Here is a 23,788-nt window from a genome sequence, read left to right as displayed (position 1 = left end):
GGACACGAATGTTTTTGATGACCCTTGGCCGTGTGTGGCGCCGCACGAACCGGTTAATTTCGCGAGCATGGCTGAGCACGCAGGTTGAACCCAATGACTATCGGTTCGAACGCTTTGGCAAAGGCCATAATGCGTGGTGGACGTTAGCCGATATTCAGGCAGGCAAAGTCGCCTATTGCGGCGGGGTTGGCCGCGATGCGACGTTCGATTTCGAACTGGCAGAGCGCAAGGGGATGGACGTTCATGCCTTCGATCCGACGCCGAGTTCGATCGAATATATGGAAGCAGAGAACCAAGGGCGTATCCGGTTCCACCCATGGGGAATGCTCGATCGCGATCATGTGATCCGGTTTTACAGCTCACATAACCCGGCAGACAAAATCTGGTTCGTTGAGAACCTCCACGCAAGCGACATCTTTATCGAGGCCCACGTATTCACTGTTGCAACAATCATGGAGAAGCTGGGTCATGAACAGATCGAGCTTCTGAAAATCGACATCGAAGGCAGCTGGGGGCAAGTCCTGGGCCGCATGCTGGTGGATCGTATCTTTCCGCGAATCGTCTGTGTCGAATTTGATTCGCCCGCGCCGCTTCCTCGGGTCAGAAAGACGGTGAAAGCTCTGAAAAATGCAGGCTATGTGCTCGCTCAACGTGAGAAAGAAAACTGTGTGTTCGTCCGTGAGACAAGATGAAAAGCATTGGTTCAGCCGATATTGATCCGCTAAAAATGCGTTTGAGGATAAACCGTTTTCCTACATGAACCGGTTTGGTTATCTCGGTGTTTCATTTGCCAAGGAGCCAATAATGCAACCTGATCCGTTCAAGAATTCCAGCGACAGTCTGCTCACACCGGCGAAAACGGCGTTTGCGATCATTCCAAACGACACAACTGACCTGCCCACCGCCACCAAGGCCGTTTATGTCGGAAGCGGAGGAGCGGTAACTTTGCGCGCAGTCGATGCCGATGCCGACGTGACATTTACGAATGTGCCTTCGGGCTCAATTCTCCCGGTTCGCGTACAAGCTGTCCGCGAATCCAGCACCGCATCCGATCTTGTAGGCCTCGCCTGATGTTGCAGTGTGGTTTGGATATCTTTGCCACCGCGCTGCGCGGCGGAACAATCGGGTCTAGAGGCCTTCCGCTAAGCACGATGATACCATCTGCGGGCCAGACCTTTGGCTATGATGCGGGCGTTGACGCAGACTTTTACGTCGCGCCGGATGGGGACGATTCACAAGTCGGGTCACTAACTGCACCATTTGCCACGATCCAGACTGCGCTCAATGCTGCACAGGCCGCCGGAGGTGACCAGACCATAGCCCTGCGCGAAGGGACATATCGGGAGCAGCCGACGCTCACCAGTTCACTCAATAACCTGACAATAAAGCGCTATGGCAGCGAGGTTCCTGTGATCAGCGGCGCGAATCTGATCCCGGGTTTCACCCGATGTGTTTCCGATGATGAGCCAGCGATTGGCGGCAATTTCGATCAAATATGGAAAGCGACTGTCCCGGTAGGCGACTATCCCATCCAAGCCATGCACCGCACAATCATGCGACAGGACGGGAGCGCGCTTTCACTATGCGGGATTCGCAGACCGGAACGCACGGTTCCTGACCTCTTCTATGATAATATCGACCAGCTACAATCGCCCGAAGATTTTCCCGATTTATCGATTTCTCTACGCGCGGGTTTTTACGATACGATTAGCCATTCCGGCGTCATCGACCAATATAGCGACGCCCAGTTGGAACAAACAGTCGCTGCGCTTTATGAAAGCGGCAACAATGAGGCCTTTCTGGATGTAGTCGGCGTGTCTGATGGCGTGCTCAATCTGGATAACGCAATCGATGTCGAGCCCAGCGGACAAGGCGCCTACGCGCTTCTCAATGTCCTGCCATCAATCCAAAGCGGCCAGTGGGGCTGGAAAGACAATGATGATGGCACTGTCACTTTCTACGTCTGGCCGCACAGCCTGCCGATCCACGATGTGGAAATCTCCGTGCGATCGCGCGGCCTCGATCTGTCACGCAATACCAACAGTTGCGCGATCACAGTCGAAGGCATCACCTTTGAACTGACGAGAGGCCAGAACGCACAGGATAGCGCCCTGCGGATCAACAATGCGGCCGGTCTTTCAGGATGCGGCGCGGTCATCAGACAGTGTTTGTTCCGCCATATCGCAGATGGCCGCGCGCTAATGCAGAACATTTGCGAACAAGGCGTGGTGCTGGAGGATTGCACCTTCCGCGACAGCGTTTCCTTTGGATTGCAAACCAGCCCGTCGACGGTCTCGAACGCGTACAATTACGCAAACCGTTACAGGCGTCTGCGCTTTCAGGACATCTCTGGAACCGGGATGCGGTTATTCGGGGTCCGCGACACAATTATCGAGGATGTCGTTGCATACCGCACCAGCGCGGGCGGGCATGCCAACGCGCTCAACATCTATAACAATTCCGATAATGTCGTGGTGCAGCGCTTCATTGGAGGTTTCACCGAAAACACACAGCTTTACACAGGATACGGCGCCAACCAACTATCAAGCCGCCTCCATTTTCTGCACTGCATCTTTCCGCCCAATACAAATACGGGCCGCGGCTATGTCGACCAAAACGCCAACGCTGTCGCCTTGCCAGTGGCCAAACCGGGTAATGAAAGTCACTTCATTAATTGCTGGGTGCCGCACATCGCAGAACGGCTCCCGATCATGGATCAGGGAGGTGTTTCGCTTGGCCGAGATGTAATGGATTGGACCATCGCGAATTGCGTCATCCCGTTTATAAACGAGACGGGCGGGACCATTAATCGCAGCAACAATATCCTGACCAATGCGAGCGTCGCAGGAAATGTAAGCGAGGTGACCGTAAACCGCACCGATCTGCACACCAATCCTGATAAATATCAGTTCGAAGCTGAACTGGGATCGGCGCTCAATTCAATGACCGGTCTCAATATAAACGGGCTCATCACCGATCTCGAAACGGTTTTCCCAGGCGAAAGCTTTCGCAAAGATATCGCAGGACGCGATTGGGATCCATCTGCGCCGGGCATCGGTCCCTATGCTGGCGATTGGCCTATTGTCGAGGGACCGCCCCCGTCGCCAGATCCGGCGCAAGGAGCGCGTGACACATTGATCAGCGCCCTCAACGCGTCGGGCACAGGTAGCTATAACGATCTTTCCAAAGCTGTGAATGATGGAACATTCATTGCAATTGATGATAGCGCCAACAACAACGCGTTCACCCAGGCGGGCCCTGAAAAACAGCCCGTTATCGAAGCCGACGGGATTGAGCTGGATGGTGGTGACAAGATTACGCAAGCGATCGCTGGCGGGGTGTTTACAGTCGTCTTCGCCTTTACCAAAGGCGGCTTTGCGATAAGCGGAAAGACAATGATTTCCGATGAGGCAGCAGCAGTCTTGATTGCTCCGACAAGCGGATCGTCAAGCCTTCTGGCGGCCACCACCACGATCATCGATACCAGCGACAATAACGAAACCGTTTGCACCACGCGCGGCGAGTTGTTCACGGCCATGGATCAAATTGCAGGTCGAATGATAATTGTGGTCGATAGCCTTGATATGTCGGGTAAAGCCGGGCTTGCCATTGGCAGAGGCACCTCGAACGTTCGCGGCCGTTATCATGAAATAGCTGTGTTGGATCAGGCTGCTCTGGGCAGTGATCTGACCTCGGCAGTCAATGCGGCAAAGCTGGTAATGGCGGCGTGATTGCGCAATCTCAGCTGCGAAGTCTGCGAGCGCGCCGGATAAGCACTGCCGGGTCCCGGGCAACGCGTTTGATCTTGGCCAGAAAATCTCCGACTGGACCAAGTGAATTGACGGAGTAATTGCCCAGTTCCGGCCAAGACAGCTTGATCATTTCGTCAGGCAAACGCTTGGCAATTTTGTCTGGCGCTGACAGTCCCAGCATCGCGGTGATTGCTGGCACTGTCAGAAGCGGATTTTGGCGTATAACAGTCGGGTCGCAAGGGAATTGCGCCGATGCCCAACAGGCAAGCATCACCTCGATATATGCCATTTCATAGAGCTGGCGGGCGTCTTGCGTGTCAACATTTGCAAGCCACGCCTCGATCTGTTTGATTGCCAGTTCATGTTGCGGAAGACCGAATCTCGCGATCAGTTCAGGCGCGCTTGGCAGCGAGCCGTCATCGCCAGGGTTCCACATACAGCCGCGACAATTCTCGCCGCCAAGCCCGCCTACAATCGTATAGTCACCCTGTAACGGTGCAGTGCTGATGTGAAGCCGCGCATTCTGCCCAGAGACGCAGTGCCCCCCGCGAGCGATATAGGCCTCGCGCTCTGGATCGCCGGCGTACCTGCGCGGCAATTCGATATGCCTCAGGCCCAGCTCCTGCGCGATCTGCCGCGGTATCACTGTGTCAAAATCGAGCACTTCATCGGTAGTCAGTGTGAAAAAGGTGACTTCATTTTTGAACGAAGCCGATGCAGCCGCCACCATGCGGGTATCGAGCCCCGCTGTAAGAGCCAATGCCGGCTTTTGGTCGCTGTTCAAAAGCGCTTCTATTTGCGCTTCGACTGATTCCGTTACGATCTTCGCCGCGGCGCCTAACTCCACCGGAACGAATAGATCTTTGGCCCCGCGAAAACGTTGAACAGACCAGTCATCAAGATCGAGGTAATGGTTCGGCATAAGCCGTAAGGCGCCGCGATGCGCAGTGAGACCCGCCGGAAACCAGCCCGAGGCTTCCGTACCCATGTGGCGCACAAGCTCGGCATCAAAGCGCCTTTTGGCCGTATCGCAATCCAACAGGCCCGGCGCTGTTAACGCGATCCGGCGTTCGTCGAGCGCGTAAACGCAAGGGATATTGGCCAGGATATCGGTGTAGATGCGGCGGCAGTGCGGAACATCGAGAAGCCAGATAAACCGGCCCGCCAATCCAGCCAGAAACCGTTTGGCGAAACGATCAATATCCTCACCGGCAAGAAAATCAGATTGAAGCGTCCGATTGACAACGCTCCTGCTTTTCAGATCGATAGGAAATCCGATCAACGAACCGATCCGCTGACCATTTGCGCTGGTTACGTCAAAACATCCGATGCCAGACCCATGACTGATTGCGATCTGATCGTCATCGACGTCGATTGCATATTGCCAGTCAGCAAGTTCCATTTTCACAAGTTCCAACCGGTCAAGCGGGCTTCGCTTCAGGCAGTTCGTACGGCGCAGATCCCATCAGCGCATTCGCAGAGGTGCCGCCCAGACTCACCGCGATGCCAAGCAGCATAAAGAACCAGACCAAAGGTGAAAGCCAGATCGATACCGAGATCAGTCCCAGCGCGAACACAGCCAACGCAATGGCAACACCGCGCTCTAGACGAGCATCCAAGGGGCTTGAGCGAAGCGATCTCAAAACCAGCACAATCAGCGCCGAACCAACCATAAAAGTGAAAAGCAGAACCGGGACCACGCCAAAGCGCACCGCGGTCAGCAGCCAGAAATTGTCAAGCGAATCGCCCATCCAGACTGGCCGGGCCCAGTCAGAATATCCAATCCCAAACCATGGATTATCGATCACGTTCTGCGATCCGTGCTCCCAGATCATCACTCTGTTGTATGCACTCATGGCATTCAAGGATGCAAACCTGACCAGAAGGCTAAAGCTACCCGATTTTGTGCCAATTTCCGCTGCAAACAAACCGAACGCGGCAAGCATGAACAGGAACCGCCAGGAAATGTTCTCAACGCGCTCGGTCGCCCAATTATAGGCCAGCAAAAAACCCCCAGCAGCCAGCGCCAAAAAAGTCGCAGAGCTGACCGTTACAATGCTGCAAATTGCCGCAAAAACACCAGAGAATTTGGCTCGATCTCTTAATCCTGCCAGCCAATATAATGGCAAAAAGCTCGCAAGGAAAATACCCGCAAGAATAGGATGGGCAAACGGGCCCTGCGCGCGCAGCAGTCCAAGCCTTGGTGTCGAGCCATAATGAAATGGTGCACCAGTTATATTCGCGAAAATCGGTTGAAGAATATGGGTATGGGTCACCGCCTCTACTGCCAAGAGAATGCCCAGTGCTAGCAAACCCGGTAGGATCAGGAGCAAGAACACCCGCAACGCGCGCGGGCTTGAGATGGTCAAGCGGGCAAAGAAATACGCGAAACCGATATCAATCGCGTGCGCAGCACTGCCGGTTATCGCTTCATCGGTTTCCGATGTCATAGACATGGCCAGACATATCCAGCCAATTGCAGCGATCATCGCGATGTCCGGCCATCGAAATCGAAATGCCCCTTTGATCATGCTCAGCGCGATAAAGACTGCGGCCACAATCAAGAAAATCCGGTAGGGCGGAACTGTTGACCCCATCACCACCAGGTTAAGTTGTGGCGGCAATAACAGAACGTAGCCCAGCATCGCCGCGAAATAGGCCAGCTTGTCTGATACGCTGTGCGCATAGTTCATCGACGAAGGATTGGACACGTCCAAAGAGTTCGGAAATGAATTTGGAACCGTCGCCATGGCCGTGGTGTAGCCTGCTTGGCGTTGAGTTCAATAACGAAACACCAATTCTGCCGTTTGATAGGGCCTGCGCGGGCGTTTGAGATGGGTTTTGAATTAGCGCTCGCGAAATAGCCAGAAAAACGGCATTGCAATCCCGATGACCGCTCGGGATCAACATGAAACTGGTTCGTCTTGGCCAGCCACGAACGTGCGGCGCATGGTCAATGAAAATTCAGACGTCCTGCTATCTCTCGCAGTTCGCGGCGCGACGGTACTGGCCGGCTTTGCAGTCACATATCTGATCGGGCATAATCTTGGCGCGGCGGCGACCGGGCAGTTCGCGCTTGTCAGTCAAACCGCCATGATTTTGTCGGTCATTGGCCTGTTCGGGCTTGATGTGAGCGTTGTTCGCCATTTTTCAAAAACCGTCGCGGACAAGACATCTGTGGCGTTCAGCGCATTCGCCAAAGTGTTGGCATCAGGTTTTGGCTTGATGTGCATTCTCGTAATGGTCCTGTGGCTCGGCGGAGAACACATTTGGGAACCGCTGTTCGGGATAGCCGTCCCTCTCGAAATGTTAGGCGTATTATGCGCGCTCTTGGTAGCTCGAGGCGGCGTCCAATTGCTTGGCGCACTGCTGCGCTCTCAGCATAGCTTTACTTTGGGGCAGATAATCTCGGCGCTCGCCATACCACTGGCGACATCTCTAGCGCTGGTAAGCGGTATAGCGGCCACAGTTTACGAGGCGCTTTGGGCTGCGGCACTGGCAGGATTGATCGCGGCGGCTTTCGGTGTCGGGGCAATGATGCGCTATATCAGCCGGCGAACAGACGCCGCTCAGATCGGGATGAGGACGGTTTTCGCAACCTCTCTACCGCTTTGGGGTGTCGGGATCGCGCAAAACATCGGAGACTGGTACGGGCTTGCCGTATCGGCCCAGATGTTCGGCACTGTCGATGCCGGCCTGTACCGTGTGAGCGTGCAGATTGCAGGGGCATTGCAAATCGTTTCGCTCGCGATTTTCGCGGTGTATTCGGCAAAGATCAGCGCAGCCTTTCATGCTGATGACCGCAAACTGGCCGCCAGATTGGCCCGCGCGGCTTTGATAATCAGCAGTTTGACTGCGGCGCCATTGGTCATCATCCTGCTGTTCGGCGGTGAATTCCTGCTTGCGCAGATTGGTCCCGAATTCGTTGCAGCTTGGCCAATTCTTGCTGTTCTTCTGATTGGGCAACTGGCGCTCATCCTTACCGGTCCATCCGGAATGATACTCGCAATGTCCGGGAATGAACGCGCCAATCTTTGGATCACAATCACGAGCACTTTGACGCTGCTGTTGATCCTGCCGATCGCCGCGCATGCAGGCGGGCTGTTGGGGATCGCAATCTGCGTCCCGTGTGTGATGCTGCTGCGCAACCTGGCCGCATATGTTACGGTGCTACGCAAGGAACGCATCAATATCTGGACGGGGCAGGTGATTTCGCCGCGTATCTAAAAGGCACCAATTCACGAGCTGACGTGATATCCGAATTGATCCAAAGGCACCGGACAGAATTTTTGCAAGGTGCGATTGCCAGCGGCGAAATCATGTCTGTTCACCTTCTCAAAGGCGTCTGAAATGGGGCATGTGGCAGGCTTTGACCCAGTCAAGAAACGGTTTGCGGCGAACCTGATCGCGCGGCCAAGCACTTGCGGGCCTATTTTCATATCGGGGTTAATCGGGCTGTGTGAGAACAGATTGGCGTACCGATATGCAGCCACTTGTCTGGATGATGGGCTGACGCTTTGCGTCGCTGCGGGCGCATCCAGATCGGTTCGGTAAAACCCCATATATTCGCCCAGCTGGTCAAAGAATTCGGCAGGTCTTTGCTTCAGCAATTCGTATGGCAGAACACAGACGCGCCCACCAAAAAGGTTGGCATATGCCTCAACGGTTCGGCCATAATCGAGGGTGATCGGGTCAAAGAAATAAAATTGCGGAACCTCGTCTGGGTCGAAGAAGTCTTGCGGCGATGCGTTTCCGCCCATCTTGATATATTGCTTGTACAAAGAGGACGCTGCGCTGCGTTGGTGGCGGACCGTGAATAGGATGTGCGCCTCGGGATAAATATTACAGAGACGCGCGGCGGTTTCGACTGCGTCTCGTGAACCGAAGAACGGATTTCCGCATAGGGTTTCAGAGCTCAGAATGTTGATCCGGTCACTCGACAGCGGCATCACTCGGTCCAGGTCGCGGCGTACCAAATCACAGTCAAACACCAGAGGATGTGGCCTCTCGATCAGGTGCGAAATCTGCTCTGGCGTACCTAGGCTGTTAAATATTGCCGCATCCGAAAAAACCGATTTTTGCAGGAATGTCGTGGCAGTCTTGTGAAAGCCTGGATGAATGAAAAGTTTCACAGGATCGCCCTCCTAAAGAAAAGAATATCAATCACCTGACACGGCGGTGATTGTGATGAATTCCTCTTCATCCAATGAAAGATCGACTGGCAAGTTTTTCGATTGAGAGCCAACTTCAGCGATCATGGACAGCGCAATCTGATCCATGCTCTTTCGCACGTCTTTCCTCACAATGCGGCTCACATTTGCAAAGCCAGCATTGACCAGTGCAGTCTTTAGAGCATCGAATGTCGGAAGAGCAAAATGCCTCGGCGCTTCGAACCCGCGCCAGAAATTGCCATGCTCCGCAATTCCGCGCGCGCGCGCGTTCGGTAGCTCCATAAAAATGCTGCCCCCCGGCTTAAGCCACTTGGCGAAATTGGCGATTAAAGCACGCGGATCAGAAACATGCTCAATCACATGATTGGCTGTGATATGATCAAAAGACCGGCTAAATGCCTTATCTTCAATCGCATCGACCAGGCAGGCGGGCAGACCCCGTGACCGCACCAGATCCACCGCTTCAGGGTCGAAATCGACGCCCATCACCTCGTGCCCCAGCGATCTCGCCTTGGCCAGAAAATCTCCATTACCGCATCCATAATCGAGCACCGCAGACCGAGTTTCTGGCAATCTGCGATACTCCATTTCCAACCGCTCCCGGCGTACGGGAAACGCCGAGATCAAATGGGCACCCACTCGATCTACCAACGATGGCGAGCATGAAAAGCGCGCATTTATGTAGCCGTTACGTGCCCTTCCCCACAACTTTTGGAGCAGGCCTGAATGTCTGATCGGCTGAATTGACGTATCATGAGTATAATAGCCGGCATAAGCCTGCGCGATGGCATCACCATCAGGTCGCTTATCAAGCACCAGCGAAGCGCATTCATCACAGCGAGAAAACGCGAAGGTTTTGTCGCTGGCGCGAAAATACCAATCCTGCACTCCGTCAATAAACGCAGACAGTTCGGTTGAGCCGCAAAAGAGGCATTGCGTCTGGTCAACGAACCGATCGGCATGCACGCTTTTCGGCAAAGCCATGATTCTATCGCGTGCCAGATTGGTCAGACATCAGCGGCCGCCACCAGTGTTCATTATCAAGATACCAGCGCAGCGTTTGATGCAGGCCGTCATCGAAACTGTGTGACGCGCTATAGCCGAGCTCGGATCGCGCCTTGCTTTCATCTATTGCATAACGCCTGTCGTGCCCGGCGCGATCAGTGACAAAGGTTTTCAGACTGTCGCTGTTTTGCCCTTTCGCCGCCGGGGCAGACGGATATCGCGCATCAAGCCCATCAATGTCCGCAAACGCGAGATCAACTTCTCTGCAAACCGCATCGATTACGGCCATATTGGGCAATTCTGCGCCGCCGCCAATATTGTAGGTTTCGCCCGGCACCCCTTTTTCAAGGCATGCCTCGATACCGCGGCAATGGTCTTCGACGTGCAGCCAATCGCGGACATTCATACCATCGCCATATATCGGCAGCGGCTTGCCCGATAACGCATTCAAGAAGAACAGCGGAATCAGCTTTTCCGGATATTGATAAGGACCGTAATTGTTGGAACAATTGCTGGTTGTCACATTCAGACCATATGTGTGGTGGTACGCGCGGACCAGATGATCAGATGCCGCTTTCGATGCAGAATACGGGGAATTGGGGGCATAGGGCGTAGTTTCGCTGAACGCAGGATCATCCATCGATAGCGAACCGAACACCTCGTCGGTCGAGATATGGTGAAAACGATGATCGCGGCCATCACCATCAATCCACACCGCCCGCGCCGCTTTCAATAGGCTGTTCGTGCCAAGGATATTGGTGTCGATGAACGCATCAGGTCCGGTGATTGAACGATCAACGTGGCTCTCGGCCGCGAAATGAACGATCGTGTCGATCGCCTGTTCGCGCAGCAGCTTCTTAACCAAATCCGTATCGCGAATATCGCCAACGACAAGCTCGCATCGCGGCGCGCCATCGAGGGTCGAACGGTTGCCCGCATAGGTCAGCGCATCCAGCACGATAACAACATCATCGGGATGCTTTGCATTCCAGAAATGCACGAAGTTGCCGCCAATAAAGCCAGCGCCTCCGGTCACAAGTAGATTAGCCAAGGGCTTTTTCCTCTTTCAGCATCATGCGAAGATGAGTGCGCCAGTGGGCCGTACCGTGCGCCGGGTCATCCGCCAGTGCAGCGCGGGTTGTGCTGCAATCTAGCAATGAGAATGACGGTCGCTTTGCCGGTGTGGGGTAATCGCTCGTTGTTATCGGATTGATGCGGGGCAGGTTTTGAATAAGGCCAATCTCTGACGCTTCTTCGGCAATCGCAACGGCAAAATCATACCAGCTGGCGACACCCGCGTCGCTGTGATGGAATGTGCCTTGCGCCTCGCGCCCAATCAGACCCCAAATCACACGCGCCAAACCTGTTGCCCAAGTCGGCGCGCCGATTTGGTCTGCCACAACGCCAATCTCATCACGCTCATTCATGAGGCGGGTCATGGTGAGCACGAAATTAGCCCCGCCCGCTTCGTAAACCCAGCCTGTGCGAACGAGCACATCACTGGCGCGCAAATGATCTTCACCCGCGGCTTTGGTTCGGCCATAAACCGATAGCGGCGCCCGCTCATCATCAGGCCGATACGCACGTGCAGACTGGCCATCGAACACAAAATCGGTCGACACATGCACCAGCTTGCCGCCCGTATCATCCAGAGTTTTTGCCATAACGCCCACAGCATCTGCGTTTATGGCACGGGCCAGTGGTTCATCACTTTCGGCTTTATCAACGGCGGTGTATGCAGCCGCATTGATCACTATATCGGGGGCCTGTGACATAATCAGAGCCCGCAAAGCAGCCGTGTCGGTCAGATCACAACCTTCGCGATCGACCGCTACAATGGTTGCGTGATCCGGCGCGGTCCGCTGTAAAGCGCCGCCCAGCTGCCCCTTTGCACCTGTGATAAGAACTTTCATGAACACTCCACCACACCGGTCAGCGTCAGAGCCAATCCGCTGACAGGATGATGGCATTGCAGCACCGTCTTAAGGGGTCAATGGCTATCATGACCGCGCCTAGACACCGCCCGCAGGCTCCTTGTGACCAAAAAGCCCGCGATAGCCGTTTTGTTGATGCGGGCACTGGCCAAAATCGGCTCAATCCCGCATACTTGCGTCCGCAGCTTCGGGGTATCAAACCAGCGTATCGTATTATGACACAGGCCGAAGCCATTGATCGCTATTTCGCGCTATGTGTGCGCGGTATATTGGCAGGTGCGCCTATCCCCGCGTGGCCTGATGATCTGACCGGTGCGGATGTCATCGCCCTTGCGACACAGCGGCTGGAATATCACGGCATCGCGCTGTTGATCGCACAAAGCGACACAAAGGCACCCAATTGGCCCTCACCTCTTTCAAAGGCCTTGTCCGATCAGGCACGCTTGCAGGCGATTTGGGAAAGCGACCATGCGGCCGCAATCACACGGCTTATTGATCGTCTTCATCACGCAGACTTTCAGACAATCATGATGAAGGGCACCGCGCTCGCCTATTCTGTGTATCAAGATCCAGCCTTGCGCCGACGCGGCGATACCGACTTGTTGATTGAGAGCATGAGCCGCGAAAATGTGCGGCGTATCTTCCTCCAATGCGGCTTTCAATCTGGCCGCGACAAGCGCGCCTTGCAGGAAACGTGGGTCTGTCATTCGCGATCAGGCTTCACGCATCAAGTCGATCTGCATTGGGATGCCAGCTCCAGCATGGCGATTGCAGCAGCCATCGGGCGCGATCACCCACGCCAACGGACGATGCCCTTGCCGCGATTATCCTCGCAAGCTGTGGGCACAGGGCCCATCGACAGCTTTATTCAAATCTGCATCAATCGGACCGGGCACGAGGCGTTCGGCTATCATATCGAAGACGGCAAGGTGTTGGACGGCGACAGGTTGATCTGGGCGCTTGATCTCCATTATCTGGCCGCAGACTTCACGCCGCAGGACTGGCAAAATCTGGCCCGCATTTCCAAAAATTGGGGGGCGGCAAAAGCGGTTGCCTCGGCACTGGATTTCGCCAGTCAGATGCTAGGCACCCAATGCCCGCCGGACGGCCTTGGCAAGCTGGAGGAAGCCGCCAACGAGGACGGGATCATTTGCATTTATTACGCGTCCTCCACTTCCACTGTGCACCGGTTCAAAATGGACTTTGCCGCTGCGCCGACATTTTCGGCAAAGCTGAAACTGATCACAGAGCGGGTGCTGCCCGACCGGACATTTATGGGCGAGCGCTATCCCGAAAGTGATCACCTGCCTTTGGCCGCCCTGCACTTGCGCAGAATGCTTGACGCAGCGGCAAGAATGTTGCTGGGCCGATCACGATGACATTTGAGTTCCTCTGGCAGCGCGCAAAGCAGTTTCGCGCCGAATTGCTATTGATCAGCGGCCTCACTCTGCTCGGCTCACTTGCGACCTTGGCAATTCCTTGGCTCGCTGGACAGGTGATCGGCGGCATGGTGACGGGCCAAAGCCAAAGCCTAGATCAAACCCTTTATCTGCTGATCCTCGCGCTGGTCGCCATGACAGGATTAAGCATCCTCTCAACAATCGCGTCATCTGCGGCGTCGCTCAGAATCCTCACCGGCTTGCGCCAAGAAATCTACGATCACGTCAGTCTCATGCCGATGTCTTTTCATGAAAAGCGCAGCAGCGGCGATCTGCTCGCGCTGATGACATACGAGGTCGGCAATCTCAGCAGCTTTTTGGCAACGACACTCGCTACCGCACCGTCGATGCTGCTGACGGCGGGCGGTGCTGTAATCGTATTGTTCCTGATTAACCCTTACGTCGCAGTCTTGATCCCTATTCTCCTCCCGTTGTTTTTCGTTGCCATGAAGCTTGTCGGCCGCCGCCTGCGTATCCTTGCACGCCAAGCCCGCAGAGCCGAAGTCGCTGTTTTTGCGACTGCGGAAAGCGACCTTGCGATGATCCCCGCGATCAAGGCATTCGCAAGCGAAGAAGATCATCGGACACGGTATTCGAAAACTGTTCTGACATCGCAGGCGATCGCCTTTCGAAAAGCCCGGATCAGAGCGTTCATATCCCCCATCGTCGCACTGATTTCTGCATTGGCCGCTATCGCCGTGCTTGCTCTTGGCAGCACCGCGCTTGCGAGCGGGGAACAAAGCCCCGGCGAATTGTTTGCGTTCTTGCTTTACGCCGCATTGCTCACGCGTCCAGTGGGCGGATTGGCCGATATTTACGGGCGATACCAAACAGCGCGCGGCACTCTTTCCAGGCTCCAATCTGTGCTCGAAATGGAATTGGAAAGCGGCCACAATTCAGGCATCACGCCGGATCGGGCAAACGGGCGGATTGAATTGCAAAACGTCCATTTCACATATCCAGGGCGCCCCGCCGTGCTCTGCGGTCTGGATCTGCAAATTCAACCGGGTGAGATCATCGCACTTACCGGCGATAACGGCGTTGGCAAATCAACCCTCGTGAAATTGCTGTTGCGATTTTATGCACCTGACAGCGGCCAGATTCTGCTCGACGGGCAAGATATCGGCGCGCTGCAAATTCAAAGCCTGCGTCGCCAATTTGGCTATGTCCCGCAACGTGCACTGCTGTTTAACGGTACAATTGCTGACAATATCGCATTCGGGCAAGACCGGCATTCTGACGACAACAGCGCAGCGGCCATCGCTCGCGCGGTCAGGCTTGCCCAGGCAGAACGCTTCATTTCCGATTTGCCACAAGGATTGGAAACAGAAATCGGCGATCACGGCATCCGTTTGTCAGGCGGCCAAGGCCAGCGCGTGGCGCTGGCCCGTGCGCTATACCGCGATCCGCCAATCTACATTCTGGATGAAGCGACCAGCATGTACGATCTCGATAGCGAAGCCGCATTTGTCGAAGATTGTATCGAGGCTCTGAAAGGCCGCACGGTCATCATCATAACCCACCGGCCAGCCAGCCTCGCACTGGCTGACAGAGTGCTCAAGGTTTCGGCGGATGCTGTGACCGATGTAACCGGAGCGCTGTGATCGGCGGTTGACGTTTCACTCCGGCTGCGGCGCGATCAATTCTCGGTCTTTCAGATCAACCAGCAGCGCGCGGATGTCTGTTTCGATAACACTGCGCGGCGCGTCAAATTCTGCTTCGATGGCGTCGGACAGGCTTGATAGGCTTTGCGATGCCTCGCCAAACAATTCCCAAATGCGCCCACCAACCAGATCAAGGCCAAAATATTGGCCGCTCGCCAAATCGAGCAACACAGTCTCACCGCCAACCTGTTTGGCGACCACATCATCTGAAGCGGCAAATCGGTCATTCAGTTGCATCGGCAGACATCCCTTCTAACGCTTCCAATATCGCAGCCCGAACCTGCGGCAAAGCCGAATATTCGCGGGGGTAATCGAGGGTATATACCGGCACTCTGTCAGCCAGATCCGCGAGCCGATCAAAATGCCCGCGGAGCCTTGGCCGATCCTCAACATCAAGAATAAAAGCATGAGGCATCAAGGCTGGCAAAGCAGCAGCGGATCGTAATCGATGGACCGAAATCTCAGCGCCATGATCATCGCCGAGCAAAAAAATGGCTGATACACGCTGCGAACCGCTTGAAAACGGCAGACCTTCGGTTGCTTTCAAAGGTTGCTTGCCGCCCTCGACCGAAATCTCAATGGTTTCCCCCAGCAAGTGTTCGGCGCTATCCCTGAACAGGCGGAGCGCAGAGGCTTTGGATCGCAGCCGGAATTCATCTCCGCTCTGGGCAAGATCGACGACGTCTTCAGTCATGTACGGATTGCCGTGTTTGGCAAGAAAGCCCGCAAGCGTCGTTTTGCCGCTGCGTGAATTGCCCAGCATCACAGCTGCGCCGAAATCGGTGCGAACCCCGCTGCCATGAAGAAACAGGCCACCAGCGTGATTTCCCAAGAGCGGCTGGATCGAATTTTCAAACAGCCTGCGCTCGATGCCTCTTTGCGCGTCCGGCACCGGCCAAGCCACGGCCGTGGTCAAAGCGTTATCGATCAGAAAATCAGCTTCTCCGGGGAAGCGCAGCAAAAACCCTGAGGCTTCCCGGTGGAACTCACACAGACATTCATGATCCGGAGACAGCCACCTGTCATAGGCAGCAGTCCCAAGCGCAGCCTGAGGTCTGGGGGAGCAGACTTTCAGATTAGTCATGAACCGCATAACGCCTTAGGACGCTGCGAACAAAATCCCGCGTCGCCTGATCGCTTGGCATCAGATCTGGCCGGTCCCGCATGACCTCTGCCTCTATTTCCGCAGCTGTGCGCTGACCGTCGACCAGCGACACGATATAGGCAAATGCGGTGCCTTTCTCGCTAAGCTCAATCGGTGCGTTCCCGGCAGATGTCAGATCACGTTTCGCAAGGGCCGCATTTGCCCAAGTCGACTGTTTTTGAACCGGCGCGCCGCCGGGAGGCGTAACATTCCAGGCAAGAAATTGCCCGTCAGATCGCGCCCGAAAAGCGATGCCTATCCGGTCGCCTTGTTCGACCTGGAATGGCTCTGTAACTGGAAAGAATGCCTGCGATCGTTTTATGCTTTGCGCATCTAATGGTGAGTTCGTCATCCACACGCCGCCGCCGAGATGGGCGCTAAACCATCCTGCCAAGCCATCAAATCGGCAAGCGCGTGCCGCGAGCAGCTCAGCTGTGAAAGAGAAGTAATCCGATACGGCATCACTCAACTCTATCTCGCCCAATTCGAAGCTATCGCTGCACAATTCCTCCGCCGCAAAATCGTGCGCGTATTTGGAATTTCTCGCCTGCTCATCGATCCAGTGAAAAGGATCAGGAATGCCGTCTTTGGACCAAGCAGAGGCCTCGTCCAAACACGTGTCAGATGACACCCCTGCGAGGTGCAACCGGATCCGGTCTGGCATCAAAACACCGCCCGGCTTCAGCATCCGGCTGGCGGCGTCACGCATCATATCAACGATGCCGTAATCAATGCCGAAATATCCGATATGATCGCAGATCAGCGCATCGACCGGTTCATGGAGGTCTGTGTAAAATGTTGTATCCGCGACGCAGGTATAGCGCTCGCTTAGGCCGGCTTTGCGAACGGTCTCTTTTGCAAGATGGATCGCGTCGCTGCTGTCGATGCCCCACACATGCGCTGCACCAGCCTCAAGACAAAAGATGCCTAAAACACCCACGCCGCAGCCGAGATCTGCGACCGTGCTGCCAACTGGGAGGGAGCGCGATATGGCCGCGCGATACAGATCGCTGCGGTGCGGCAGGCGGAGATATTGAATATGTTCCGAAAGATAGCCTACCATTGAAAATCACTTAATTTCAATGACTAAGCCCTCTGCGGTGGCAGTAATAGCGAACCTGAAAGATCCACTCACATCATTGTAGATTTGCCGCCATCCAGACTTCCGCCGGAATCATTTGTCCCGCCAACGCTGCCGCCGGTCAAATTGCGAACGGAGCCATAATCTGTCAGCTTTGGTGAAGCGTAAGTTGTTTTCTTTTGCAAGATCATCAGCCTTTGGTGGTCGGAATGTACGAAATATTCTTTAAGAATTGCGCTACCGAATAGGCTCCCCAATACGGCCGACCCCATGAATCGTCAATGTTTTCACCCTCGCGCAGAGCGCAGAATGCGGTGAACCGTTTGGCATCTATTATGGGGGCGAGCTCTTCACCCGCTGCTTTCTCGCATAGGGATCGTATGGACGCATCGTGCTTTCGCTCGGGAAAGCTCGCTTTGTCTTCCCGGTCTGTCACGCAGTCGGGCATCAATCCGCGCATAGCCTCCCTATGCAGCCACTTGGTCCGCCCACCGCGAAATTTGAGATCTTCCGGCACAGAGCAACAAAACTCGATGAATTGCCGCGTGAACATAGGGCTGCGCCCTTCCAATCCGATGTTGGCCCGCTGGCGATACATCAAATCAAAAGCCCGCTGGTTCGGCAGGGAATCGAGCGTCCTGACATTGGCAGTGTGCACTTCATCGACAGGAAGATCCGCGAGATATCGCCGTTTCGCAGCACGAACTTTCTCTGCGAATTCATCGTTCAGGAATTGGACGCCTTCATAGTGTAATCGAGCGTAATCCGGGCGTGACCGTTTAAGAGCCAGCCGCAACGGGTCTGGCAGAGCAGACAACATCAGCTTGCGGATTGCAAATGGCACCGCGGACCGCACACCATAAAGCCCGATATCCCGGCGCAAATTTTCGATAAAGCGCGCCGGTGCACGGGCTCTGATAGCCTGATGATAATACCCATAGCTGCCATCAAGCCATTGATCGCCGCCCATTCCATTGAGCACAACGCGGGCTCCGCTGCTGGCGATCAACTGCTCCATATGGATCGAGTGCGCGGCATTGGTGTAGGTTGGAAGATCGCGCGCCTGCGCCGCTTCTGCTGCGAACCATTCAAGCGGCGGGCGAAAAAGCTCGCTTTCATAAAGCTTGGTATCAGTAAAATCGGCCACCGCGCGTGCAAATTGGATTTCATCGGATGCACCACCTTCCTCTCCGCGCAGAGAGTATGCCGCAATGCTCGGTGCTTCGATCCCGCCTTGCGCGATCATCGATTGCGCAAGGCAATACACCGCCGAGGAATCCAGCCCGCCGCTCACTTCGATAGCGAGTGGCAAATGCGTTCGCGAAGTCCGCCGGATGGCATCACTCAAGACATCTCGATAGTGCGCGATATAATCTGCATCAGATCGAAACTTTGTGATCGGGCGCTCAGGCAGACTATAATATCGGAACTCGCGAAATTTGCCTGATAGCGGCCGCGAAAGGCAATGCGCGGCCTTCAATCGGCGCACATCTTTCCAACCAGTCCGCTCGATCGAATGGACCTCGGCGATCATTGCCTCGGCAAGAAATTCGTAATCGCATTGGGGTGTCCCGGGCAGCGCCGCCAGCACAGCCGCAATACTTGAACCTGCGGCAAAAATGGTCCCATCATCGAAGTAATAAAGCGGGCGAAGACCTTGATGATCGCGCGCGCAAAACAGGATTTGCCGGCGCAAATCGGCGATCACAAAGGCAAATTCACCTTCGATCCTGATTGCACATTCATCGCCCCATTCTTCATATGCGCACAAGACGAGCTCCTCGTCCGAGCGGTTACGCAATATTGCGCCGCGCTCGAGCAGGTCACGCCTCAGCTCTGCATGATTGGTCAGAAACCCGTCAAAAACCAATGCGATGTCGGACGATAGCGAGGTGCAAGGTTGAACTATGCCCAGAGATTCCGCCGTGGTGGCTAAGGCGCAGGCGCTTAGAGCCATTGCACCGTCCGCCCAATCGCCAGCAGAATCATGCGGAGTTTGCTCGAGCACGGCGGACATCGCCTGCACAGTTTTTTGCGGACCCGGTCCATCGCAAAGAACAGCAGCAATTCCGGTCATCGTGTCTGTTCTCCCTTATGTCAGCTGGCTCTGACCGCGCATGTGTGGCACTACTTCGGCGATGGACCCTGCGCAATTACCACAAGAAATGCCCGGCTCTAAAGCAGTCCCGGCCCTGGGCCAGAAGCCTGCGCTTCGCGATATCGGTTGGCTCGCGCATTACAGCTTGCGCGGGTCCTGGCAGCTTATCAAAGCGCGGATTGCATTCCGCAACTTCGCTGCAAGCGATCTTGTCCGGCGGAACAAGGCCGCTCGCACGGTAACATTGGAGGGTATCGGCACAGATCCAGTTCATCTGGCGCGGATTGCCTATGTCCTACCGCGGCTATCGCACCGGCTGCCATGGCGCAGCGATTGTCTGATCCAATCGATGGCCGCACAAGATTGGCTCGCTGCATCCGGGCTTGAAAGCGAGATTCAGATCGGGGTCGAAAAACCCGAAAATGGCGCATTCGCAGCACATGCGTGGCTGATACACAGAGGTGCGGTGGTGACCGGGGGTGATGTCAGCAAATACGCCGTTTTGTTCGCGCAAGACCCCGGCCCTTAGGCAAGCGGACTTGCTCACATCTGCGACGATTCGCTCTGTGTGCAACCAAAGTTTACCTTTTGCCGGTACATGTTTGGTTGTATTTTCGCGGTAAAGAGTACAGACCCGAGCTCAGAGACATCAAAGAGGCACCAATGATCAAACAGATCGCGACAAAATTTGCCGTAACGGTGGCCGCAGCTGGCTTGGCATTGTCGCCCATCGCGGCTCAAGCCAACACCCGTGCTGGCGACAGCGGCTCCATTTATGGGGCAGAGGCATCGTCGGCCGGTGCAATCTTTGGCGCTGTTTACGATGATGATGATGAAGTTGCTGGCCTTTGGGGCCGTCTTTCCGGTGTCATCGCGGGCCTGCTCGCTGCAACTGTGATTATCGGTGTCCTCTCGATTGCCGATGATAGTGATGATCAGTCACCGGGCACTTAAACCCGGCGAATTTCAGCCCGTTCGATGCGATCGACGCGCATAAAATCCGAGGGCCGAAAGGGCACCCGAAATCAGTCTCAACTGTCGCTCGCAGTGTTTGCGACACTGTTGCTGATTGCGGTCATCATTGGCGGCGGCGGCGTGCGCTATGGCATCGCCAATCTTATCGTCCAACTCTGTGCTCTCCTGCTGCTCGCTGTGCGCGGCGACAGCGTGCTCGGGTTCTGGAGGCAGGCTCCGCTATCGCTCAGGGCGGTGCTTGGACTTTCGATCTGCGTACCTCTCATACAGATTATACCGCTTCCTGAATCAGTCTGGTCCATTCTGCCCGGGCGCGAGCTGGTTCAGCAATCCTTTGCGCTGACCGGCCGAAGCGGATGGGCTCCGATAAGCGTTGATCCGGTACGCACAGCGGTTGCTTTAACGGGAATGATTGTCCCGATTGCGGTCGTCACAGCGGGCTGGACCGCAAAGCGCCGACACTTGGTTTTACTAGGATGGGTGGTGGTCGGCCTTGGCCTTTTGAATGTCTGCATCGGTATTCCGCAAGTCTTGTCCGGGGGCACCGCAGGAAGGATCTATGCCGGGCCTAGCGCTACTGGCATTTTGTACGGCACATTTGCCAATCGAAATTCAACAGGGCTCTTGCTGGTCAGTGCATTGTCGCTCGCCGCGATGCTGCCTGCTCCCAAACCTCATCACTTTGTTCTGCCCGCGCGAATAACGATCTGCGCTCTATTAATGACAGCGATTATTCTGACCCGCTCCCGCACGGCCTTGGTCCTGGCCGCTATTCCAGTCGCTCTTGTGCTTCTCAAAATGGTTGTCGAGCGGCGCAATGGCAAAAGCGGCCCTCGCCGATCAAATCTGTTTCTGGCGAGTGCTGTCTTGCTTGGCCTTGGCGCGGTCACGGCGGTTCTCACCATCGCGCCGGGCCGCGTGAACGACACTGTGGAGCGTTTCCAAACGCAAAGCGACGCGCGCAGCTACATTTGGGAAGATAGCCTCTATTCCGCCTCGCGATATTGGCCTGTTGGCGCGGGCATGGGTACGTTCGACGAAGTATTCCAAACAGACGAATCTTTAGAAAACGCGACTGAACGGCGCGCAGGGCGCGCGCACAATGACTATCTGGAAATCGCAATCGAAGCCGGGCTTCCGGGCCTCATATTGATCGCGCTGTGGCTGATCCTGACCGGCTGGTTCGCATGGCGTGCACGCCACTCCCAATTACGCTGGATGGCATGGGCTGCTGCTTCGATCTTGCTGGCAATCGCGCTGCAATCCATCACCGATTATCCGCTGCGCAATCAGGCCATGCTTGGCATTGCGGCCTTTGCTTTGCTGCTGCTGGCGCGGATAGCAGAGCGTCCCGAGGAAGAGGCCAGCCCATGATTGCCCGGATCATCTGGCAGGTCTTTCTGCTTTTGGCAGCGGCCGTCACAATCTCGCTTCAGCTGGACCGCCAGTCGGCATTGGTACCGGCCTTGGCGGATGCCGTCCCGGCCCCTGCGCGCGGGTTTGCGCAGGCGCAATTGACCGCGCGGGCGCTGCAAAGCGGCCCGCCCGCCCTTGCCGTGACAGAAGCCAGACGCTTGGTTGAAAAGCGGCCAATCCCAGCCGAACCCTTGCGATTGCTTGCACAGGCGCAATTTGCCGCTGGTCAGAATGACGCGGGGTTCCTGACCATTCAAATCGCGGCAAAGCGCGGCTGGCGTGATCCGGCGGCGCAAGAATCCATGCTTCGCCTTGCCTTGGCGGCTGGAGACGAGGCCGAAGCGGCCAAGCGCTATATTGCGATGTTTTTGCAGAACCGGACAGAGGATGCGTTGCTGGAAGAGTTTGGCAATGCGCTATTCGGAACGGCTGAAAGTGAGGCGGCACGAACATTGACCGAAATAGTCAGCGGGAGCGACCGTTGGCCTGAGACCTTTCTGCAACGCGGCGCGCGGGTTCTGCCGCCGCGCTCCTTTGTTCAGATCGTTCGTTCCGCACATGCAAGCGGCGCAGCGTTTAATTGCGAAACTCTCAAAGCCGTGGCGCCAAGAGTCACCGCGCGAGACCCAGAGGCAGGCGCAATGATCGACGCGCTTGTCGCGGGGTCTTGCCCATAGGGGCGCAATAACCCCGCAAGACTGGCCACACAGGAAACGCCTCAGGCGATTTGCCTGCATTGATCCGGCGCTACACAGTCAACGATCAGCCTTGCCCGGCGAGCTCGGCAGTCTTTTTGTCCTGTAATGCCTTCAATGCCACCGATGCGCGCCAATAGGCAAAGATGGCCAGCGGCGTGAGTGACGCGATCACGAGCAGGGAATAACGAAGCGATTCATCGCCGTATTGCGGCGCGAACATATCCGAAATCACACCGACCAGGGTCGGCCCAATACCAAGACCGATCAAGTTGATGACCAACAAAGTGATCGCGGCCCAGACCGCGCGCATTCTCATCGGCGCTAAAGTCTGGATAAGCGCAAAGGTTGGACCGAGGTAGCAGGATTGAAAAAGCACAGCCAAAAAGTATGCGCCGACCGCCCAATACGCGTTCTCGGACAGGTAAAACCAGATCAAAAATGGCAACGCGATCGTTTTGAGGCCAGCGATCATCAATGGCTGCGCATGCAATCCAATCCGATCCGAAAGGCGGTTCGCCAGCCAACCGCTGCCCAGTCCGCTTGCGATCCCGGCAAGCGCCAGAAGCGGGGCGACAAAGTTGCCAACCTGCAGAGTGTTAAGACCGAACGAGCGGATCAGATAGGCCGGGGTCCAGCCAGTTAAAGCATAACCGATCATCGAAGTCAGTGTGACGCCGGCGATCAACCAGACCGCTGCCCGGTTCATGAATATGGATCGAAAACCATCGCTGATCGGCGGTGTTTCAGTCACTTCGACTGCGCCCGGTTCAGCTTTCCGCATGGGCTCGGTCGCGAACACTTTGACGATAATCGCAAGGATCACGCCGGGCAGACCGATCGCGATGAAAGCAACGCGCCAATCGAAGAAATAGGTGAGATTTCCGCCGAACATCTGGCCCGCAGCAGCGCCGAGTGTAACACCGAGCGAATAGATCGACAGGGCTAGCGCGCGCTTATTTGCCGGAAACATATCCGCGATGATCGAGTGGCTGGGCGGGCTTGAGCCTGCTTCTCCGATCCCCACTCCGATGCGGGCAAGAAGAAGATGGGTAAAGTTTTGCGCCAAACCGCAGGCAGCAGTCATCGCGCTCCAGAGGGCCAAGGCGATTGAGATAATATTGACGCGATTCATCCGGTCCGCGAGGGCCGCCACCGGAATGCCCAGCGTCGCGTAAAAAATCGCAAACGCAAAACCGGAAAGTAACCCAAGCTGCGTGTCGCTCAGCAGCAGATCAGCTTTTATATCTTCCAGCAGGATCGCAAGGATCTGCCGGTCCATATAGCTGAAGAAATACGTAACGGTCAGCAAAACCAGAGTCGTATTGCGTGCCTTGGCTGTCAATTCCCGACCGGCATTGTCGAGCGTCGCCGTTGCAGTGTTCACCTGCGCGGCTCCTCTATGTTGTGTGAG

General features: G+C 55.7%; 22 protein-coding genes. 10 read left to right on the top strand and 12 right to left on the bottom strand.

All coding sequences use genetic code 11. The features are described from left to right. Positions 1-8: 8 nt before the first annotated feature. The 3 genes from FGU71_RS07155 (at position 9) to FGU71_RS07145 (ending at position 3,731) form a co-directional block, all read left to right on the top strand. A complete protein-coding gene (locus tag FGU71_RS07155; protein ID WP_142787939.1) occupies positions 9-692 on the top strand; it encodes an FkbM family methyltransferase in 684 nt (227 codons plus the stop codon). A 112-nt stretch (positions 693-804) separates the two neighbouring features. Then, the gene (locus FGU71_RS07150; protein WP_142787938.1) at positions 805-1,071 is read left to right on the top strand and encodes a spike base protein, RCAP_Rcc01079 family; all 267 of its coding nucleotides are present in this window, start codon (positions 805-807) and stop codon (positions 1,069-1,071) included. Positions 1,072-1,085: 14 nt separating this feature from the next. After that, positions 1,086-3,731: a hypothetical protein gene (locus tag FGU71_RS07145; protein WP_142787937.1), complete on the top strand. Its 2,646-nt coding sequence runs from the start codon at positions 1,086-1,088 to the stop codon at positions 3,729-3,731. Between the two features lie 10 nt (positions 3,732-3,741). Here the strand turns inward: FGU71_RS07145 and FGU71_RS07140 are convergent, their stop codons facing one another. Together FGU71_RS07140 and FGU71_RS07135 are read right to left on the bottom strand one after the other, a co-directional pair. Continuing rightward, positions 3,742-5,154, bottom strand: coding sequence for an asparagine synthetase B family protein (locus FGU71_RS07140; RefSeq protein ID WP_142787936.1), 1,413 nt, complete (start codon positions 5,152-5,154; stop codon positions 3,742-3,744). 19 nt (positions 5,155-5,173) lie between these two features. After that, positions 5,174-6,502, bottom strand: coding sequence for an O-antigen ligase family protein (locus tag FGU71_RS07135; protein ID WP_142787935.1), 1,329 nt, complete (start codon positions 6,500-6,502; stop codon positions 5,174-5,176). A gap of 139 nt (positions 6,503-6,641) precedes the next feature. Between FGU71_RS07135 and FGU71_RS07130 the strand changes: the two genes are divergently transcribed. Further along, on the top strand, positions 6,642-7,979 hold the full coding sequence (locus FGU71_RS07130) for a lipopolysaccharide biosynthesis protein (RefSeq protein ID WP_142787934.1): 1,338 nt from the start codon (positions 6,642-6,644) through the stop codon (positions 7,977-7,979). Between the two features lie 11 nt (positions 7,980-7,990). On the opposite strand, the gene FGU71_RS07125 is transcribed toward FGU71_RS07130, so the two are convergent. Genes FGU71_RS07125 through rfbD form a run of 4 tightly spaced genes read right to left on the bottom strand, consistent with a single transcriptional unit; the run spans position 7,991 to position 11,841 of the window. Then, positions 7,991-8,884 carry a sulfotransferase gene (locus tag FGU71_RS07125; protein WP_142787933.1) on the bottom strand — a complete coding sequence of 298 codons (894 nt, stop codon included), beginning with the start codon at positions 8,882-8,884 and terminating at the stop codon, positions 7,991-7,993. A gap of 27 nt (positions 8,885-8,911) precedes the next feature. Continuing rightward, entirely contained in the window at positions 8,912-9,907 is a 996-nt protein-coding gene (locus FGU71_RS07120; protein WP_142787932.1) for a class I SAM-dependent methyltransferase, read from the bottom strand. 4 nt (positions 9,908-9,911) lie between these two features. After that, positions 9,912-10,979 (bottom strand): dTDP-glucose 4,6-dehydratase, encoded by a 1,068-nt coding sequence (gene rfbB / locus FGU71_RS07115; protein ID WP_142787931.1) that lies wholly within the window; start codon positions 10,977-10,979, stop codon positions 9,912-9,914. Further along, positions 10,972-11,841, bottom strand: a complete 870-nt coding sequence (gene rfbD / locus FGU71_RS07110) for a dTDP-4-dehydrorhamnose reductase (RefSeq protein WP_142787930.1) — start codon at positions 11,839-11,841, stop codon at positions 10,972-10,974. Before rfbD ends, rfbB begins: the two co-directional genes overlap by 8 nt. Before the next feature lie 236 nt (positions 11,842-12,077). Between rfbD and FGU71_RS07105 the strand changes: the two genes are divergently transcribed. Further along, positions 12,078-13,241 carry a nucleotidyltransferase family protein gene (locus FGU71_RS07105; protein ID WP_185960230.1) on the top strand — a complete coding sequence of 388 codons (1,164 nt, stop codon included), beginning with the start codon at positions 12,078-12,080 and terminating at the stop codon, positions 13,239-13,241. Continuing rightward, positions 13,238-14,905, top strand: a complete 1,668-nt coding sequence (locus tag FGU71_RS07100) for an ABC transporter ATP-binding protein (protein WP_142787928.1) — start codon at positions 13,238-13,240, stop codon at positions 14,903-14,905. Before FGU71_RS07105 ends, FGU71_RS07100 begins: the two co-directional genes overlap by 4 nt. Before the next feature lie 15 nt (positions 14,906-14,920). Here FGU71_RS07100 and FGU71_RS07095 read toward each other — a convergent pair whose 3' ends face one another. The 5 genes from FGU71_RS07095 to FGU71_RS07075 all read right to left on the bottom strand — a co-directional run bounded on the left by FGU71_RS07095 (position 14,921) and on the right by FGU71_RS07075 (position 19,267). After that, positions 14,921-15,202: a PqqD family protein gene (locus FGU71_RS07095; RefSeq protein WP_142787927.1), complete on the bottom strand. Its 282-nt coding sequence runs from the start codon at positions 15,200-15,202 to the stop codon at positions 14,921-14,923. Then, positions 15,189-16,049, bottom strand: coding sequence for a hypothetical protein (locus tag FGU71_RS07090; RefSeq protein WP_142787926.1), 861 nt, complete (start codon positions 16,047-16,049; stop codon positions 15,189-15,191). The genes FGU71_RS07095 and FGU71_RS07090 overlap by 14 nt, the downstream gene beginning before the upstream one ends. Then, positions 16,042-17,172, bottom strand: a complete 1,131-nt coding sequence (locus FGU71_RS07085) for a methyltransferase (protein WP_142787925.1) — start codon at positions 17,170-17,172, stop codon at positions 16,042-16,044. The genes FGU71_RS07090 and FGU71_RS07085 overlap by 8 nt, the downstream gene beginning before the upstream one ends. 68 nt (positions 17,173-17,240) lie before the next feature. After that, positions 17,241-17,375 (bottom strand): lasso RiPP family leader peptide-containing protein, encoded by a 135-nt coding sequence (locus FGU71_RS14105; RefSeq protein WP_185960229.1) that lies wholly within the window; start codon positions 17,373-17,375, stop codon positions 17,241-17,243. A gap of 5 nt (positions 17,376-17,380) precedes the next feature. Beyond that, positions 17,381-19,267: an asparagine synthetase B family protein gene (locus FGU71_RS07075; protein WP_142787923.1), complete on the bottom strand. Its 1,887-nt coding sequence runs from the start codon at positions 19,265-19,267 to the stop codon at positions 17,381-17,383. An 88-nt stretch (positions 19,268-19,355) separates the two neighbouring features. On the opposite strand from FGU71_RS07075, the gene FGU71_RS07070 reads away from it, so the two are divergent. From FGU71_RS07070 to FGU71_RS07055, 4 genes are all read left to right on the top strand, one after another. Further along, on the top strand, positions 19,356-19,817 hold the full coding sequence (locus tag FGU71_RS07070) for a lasso peptide biosynthesis B2 protein (RefSeq protein WP_185960228.1): 462 nt from the start codon (positions 19,356-19,358) through the stop codon (positions 19,815-19,817). A 134-nt stretch (positions 19,818-19,951) separates the two neighbouring features. After that, positions 19,952-20,242 carry a hypothetical protein gene (locus tag FGU71_RS07065; RefSeq protein ID WP_142787921.1) on the top strand — a complete coding sequence of 97 codons (291 nt, stop codon included), beginning with the start codon at positions 19,952-19,954 and terminating at the stop codon, positions 20,240-20,242. 93 nt (positions 20,243-20,335) lie between these two features. Then, complete coding sequence (locus FGU71_RS07060) at positions 20,336-21,637, top strand: O-antigen ligase family protein (protein WP_185960227.1); 1,302 nt, start codon at positions 20,336-20,338, stop codon at positions 21,635-21,637. Then, positions 21,634-22,356, top strand: coding sequence for a tetratricopeptide repeat protein (locus FGU71_RS07055; RefSeq protein WP_142787919.1), 723 nt, complete (start codon positions 21,634-21,636; stop codon positions 22,354-22,356). Before FGU71_RS07060 ends, FGU71_RS07055 begins: the two co-directional genes overlap by 4 nt. Before the next feature lie 85 nt (positions 22,357-22,441). Here FGU71_RS07055 and FGU71_RS07050 read toward each other — a convergent pair whose 3' ends face one another. Further along, complete coding sequence (locus FGU71_RS07050; RefSeq protein ID WP_142787918.1) at positions 22,442-23,761, bottom strand: spinster family MFS transporter; 1,320 nt, start codon at positions 23,759-23,761, stop codon at positions 22,442-22,444. Positions 23,762-23,788: the final 27 nt, after the last annotated feature.

The sequence above is a fragment of the Erythrobacter insulae genome (genome assembly GCF_007004095.1).
Lineage (GTDB): Bacteria > Pseudomonadota > Alphaproteobacteria > Sphingomonadales > Sphingomonadaceae > Erythrobacter > Erythrobacter insulae.
Note: the sequence above shows the minus strand (reverse complement) of the source record. Positions and strands in the feature narration are given on the sequence as shown.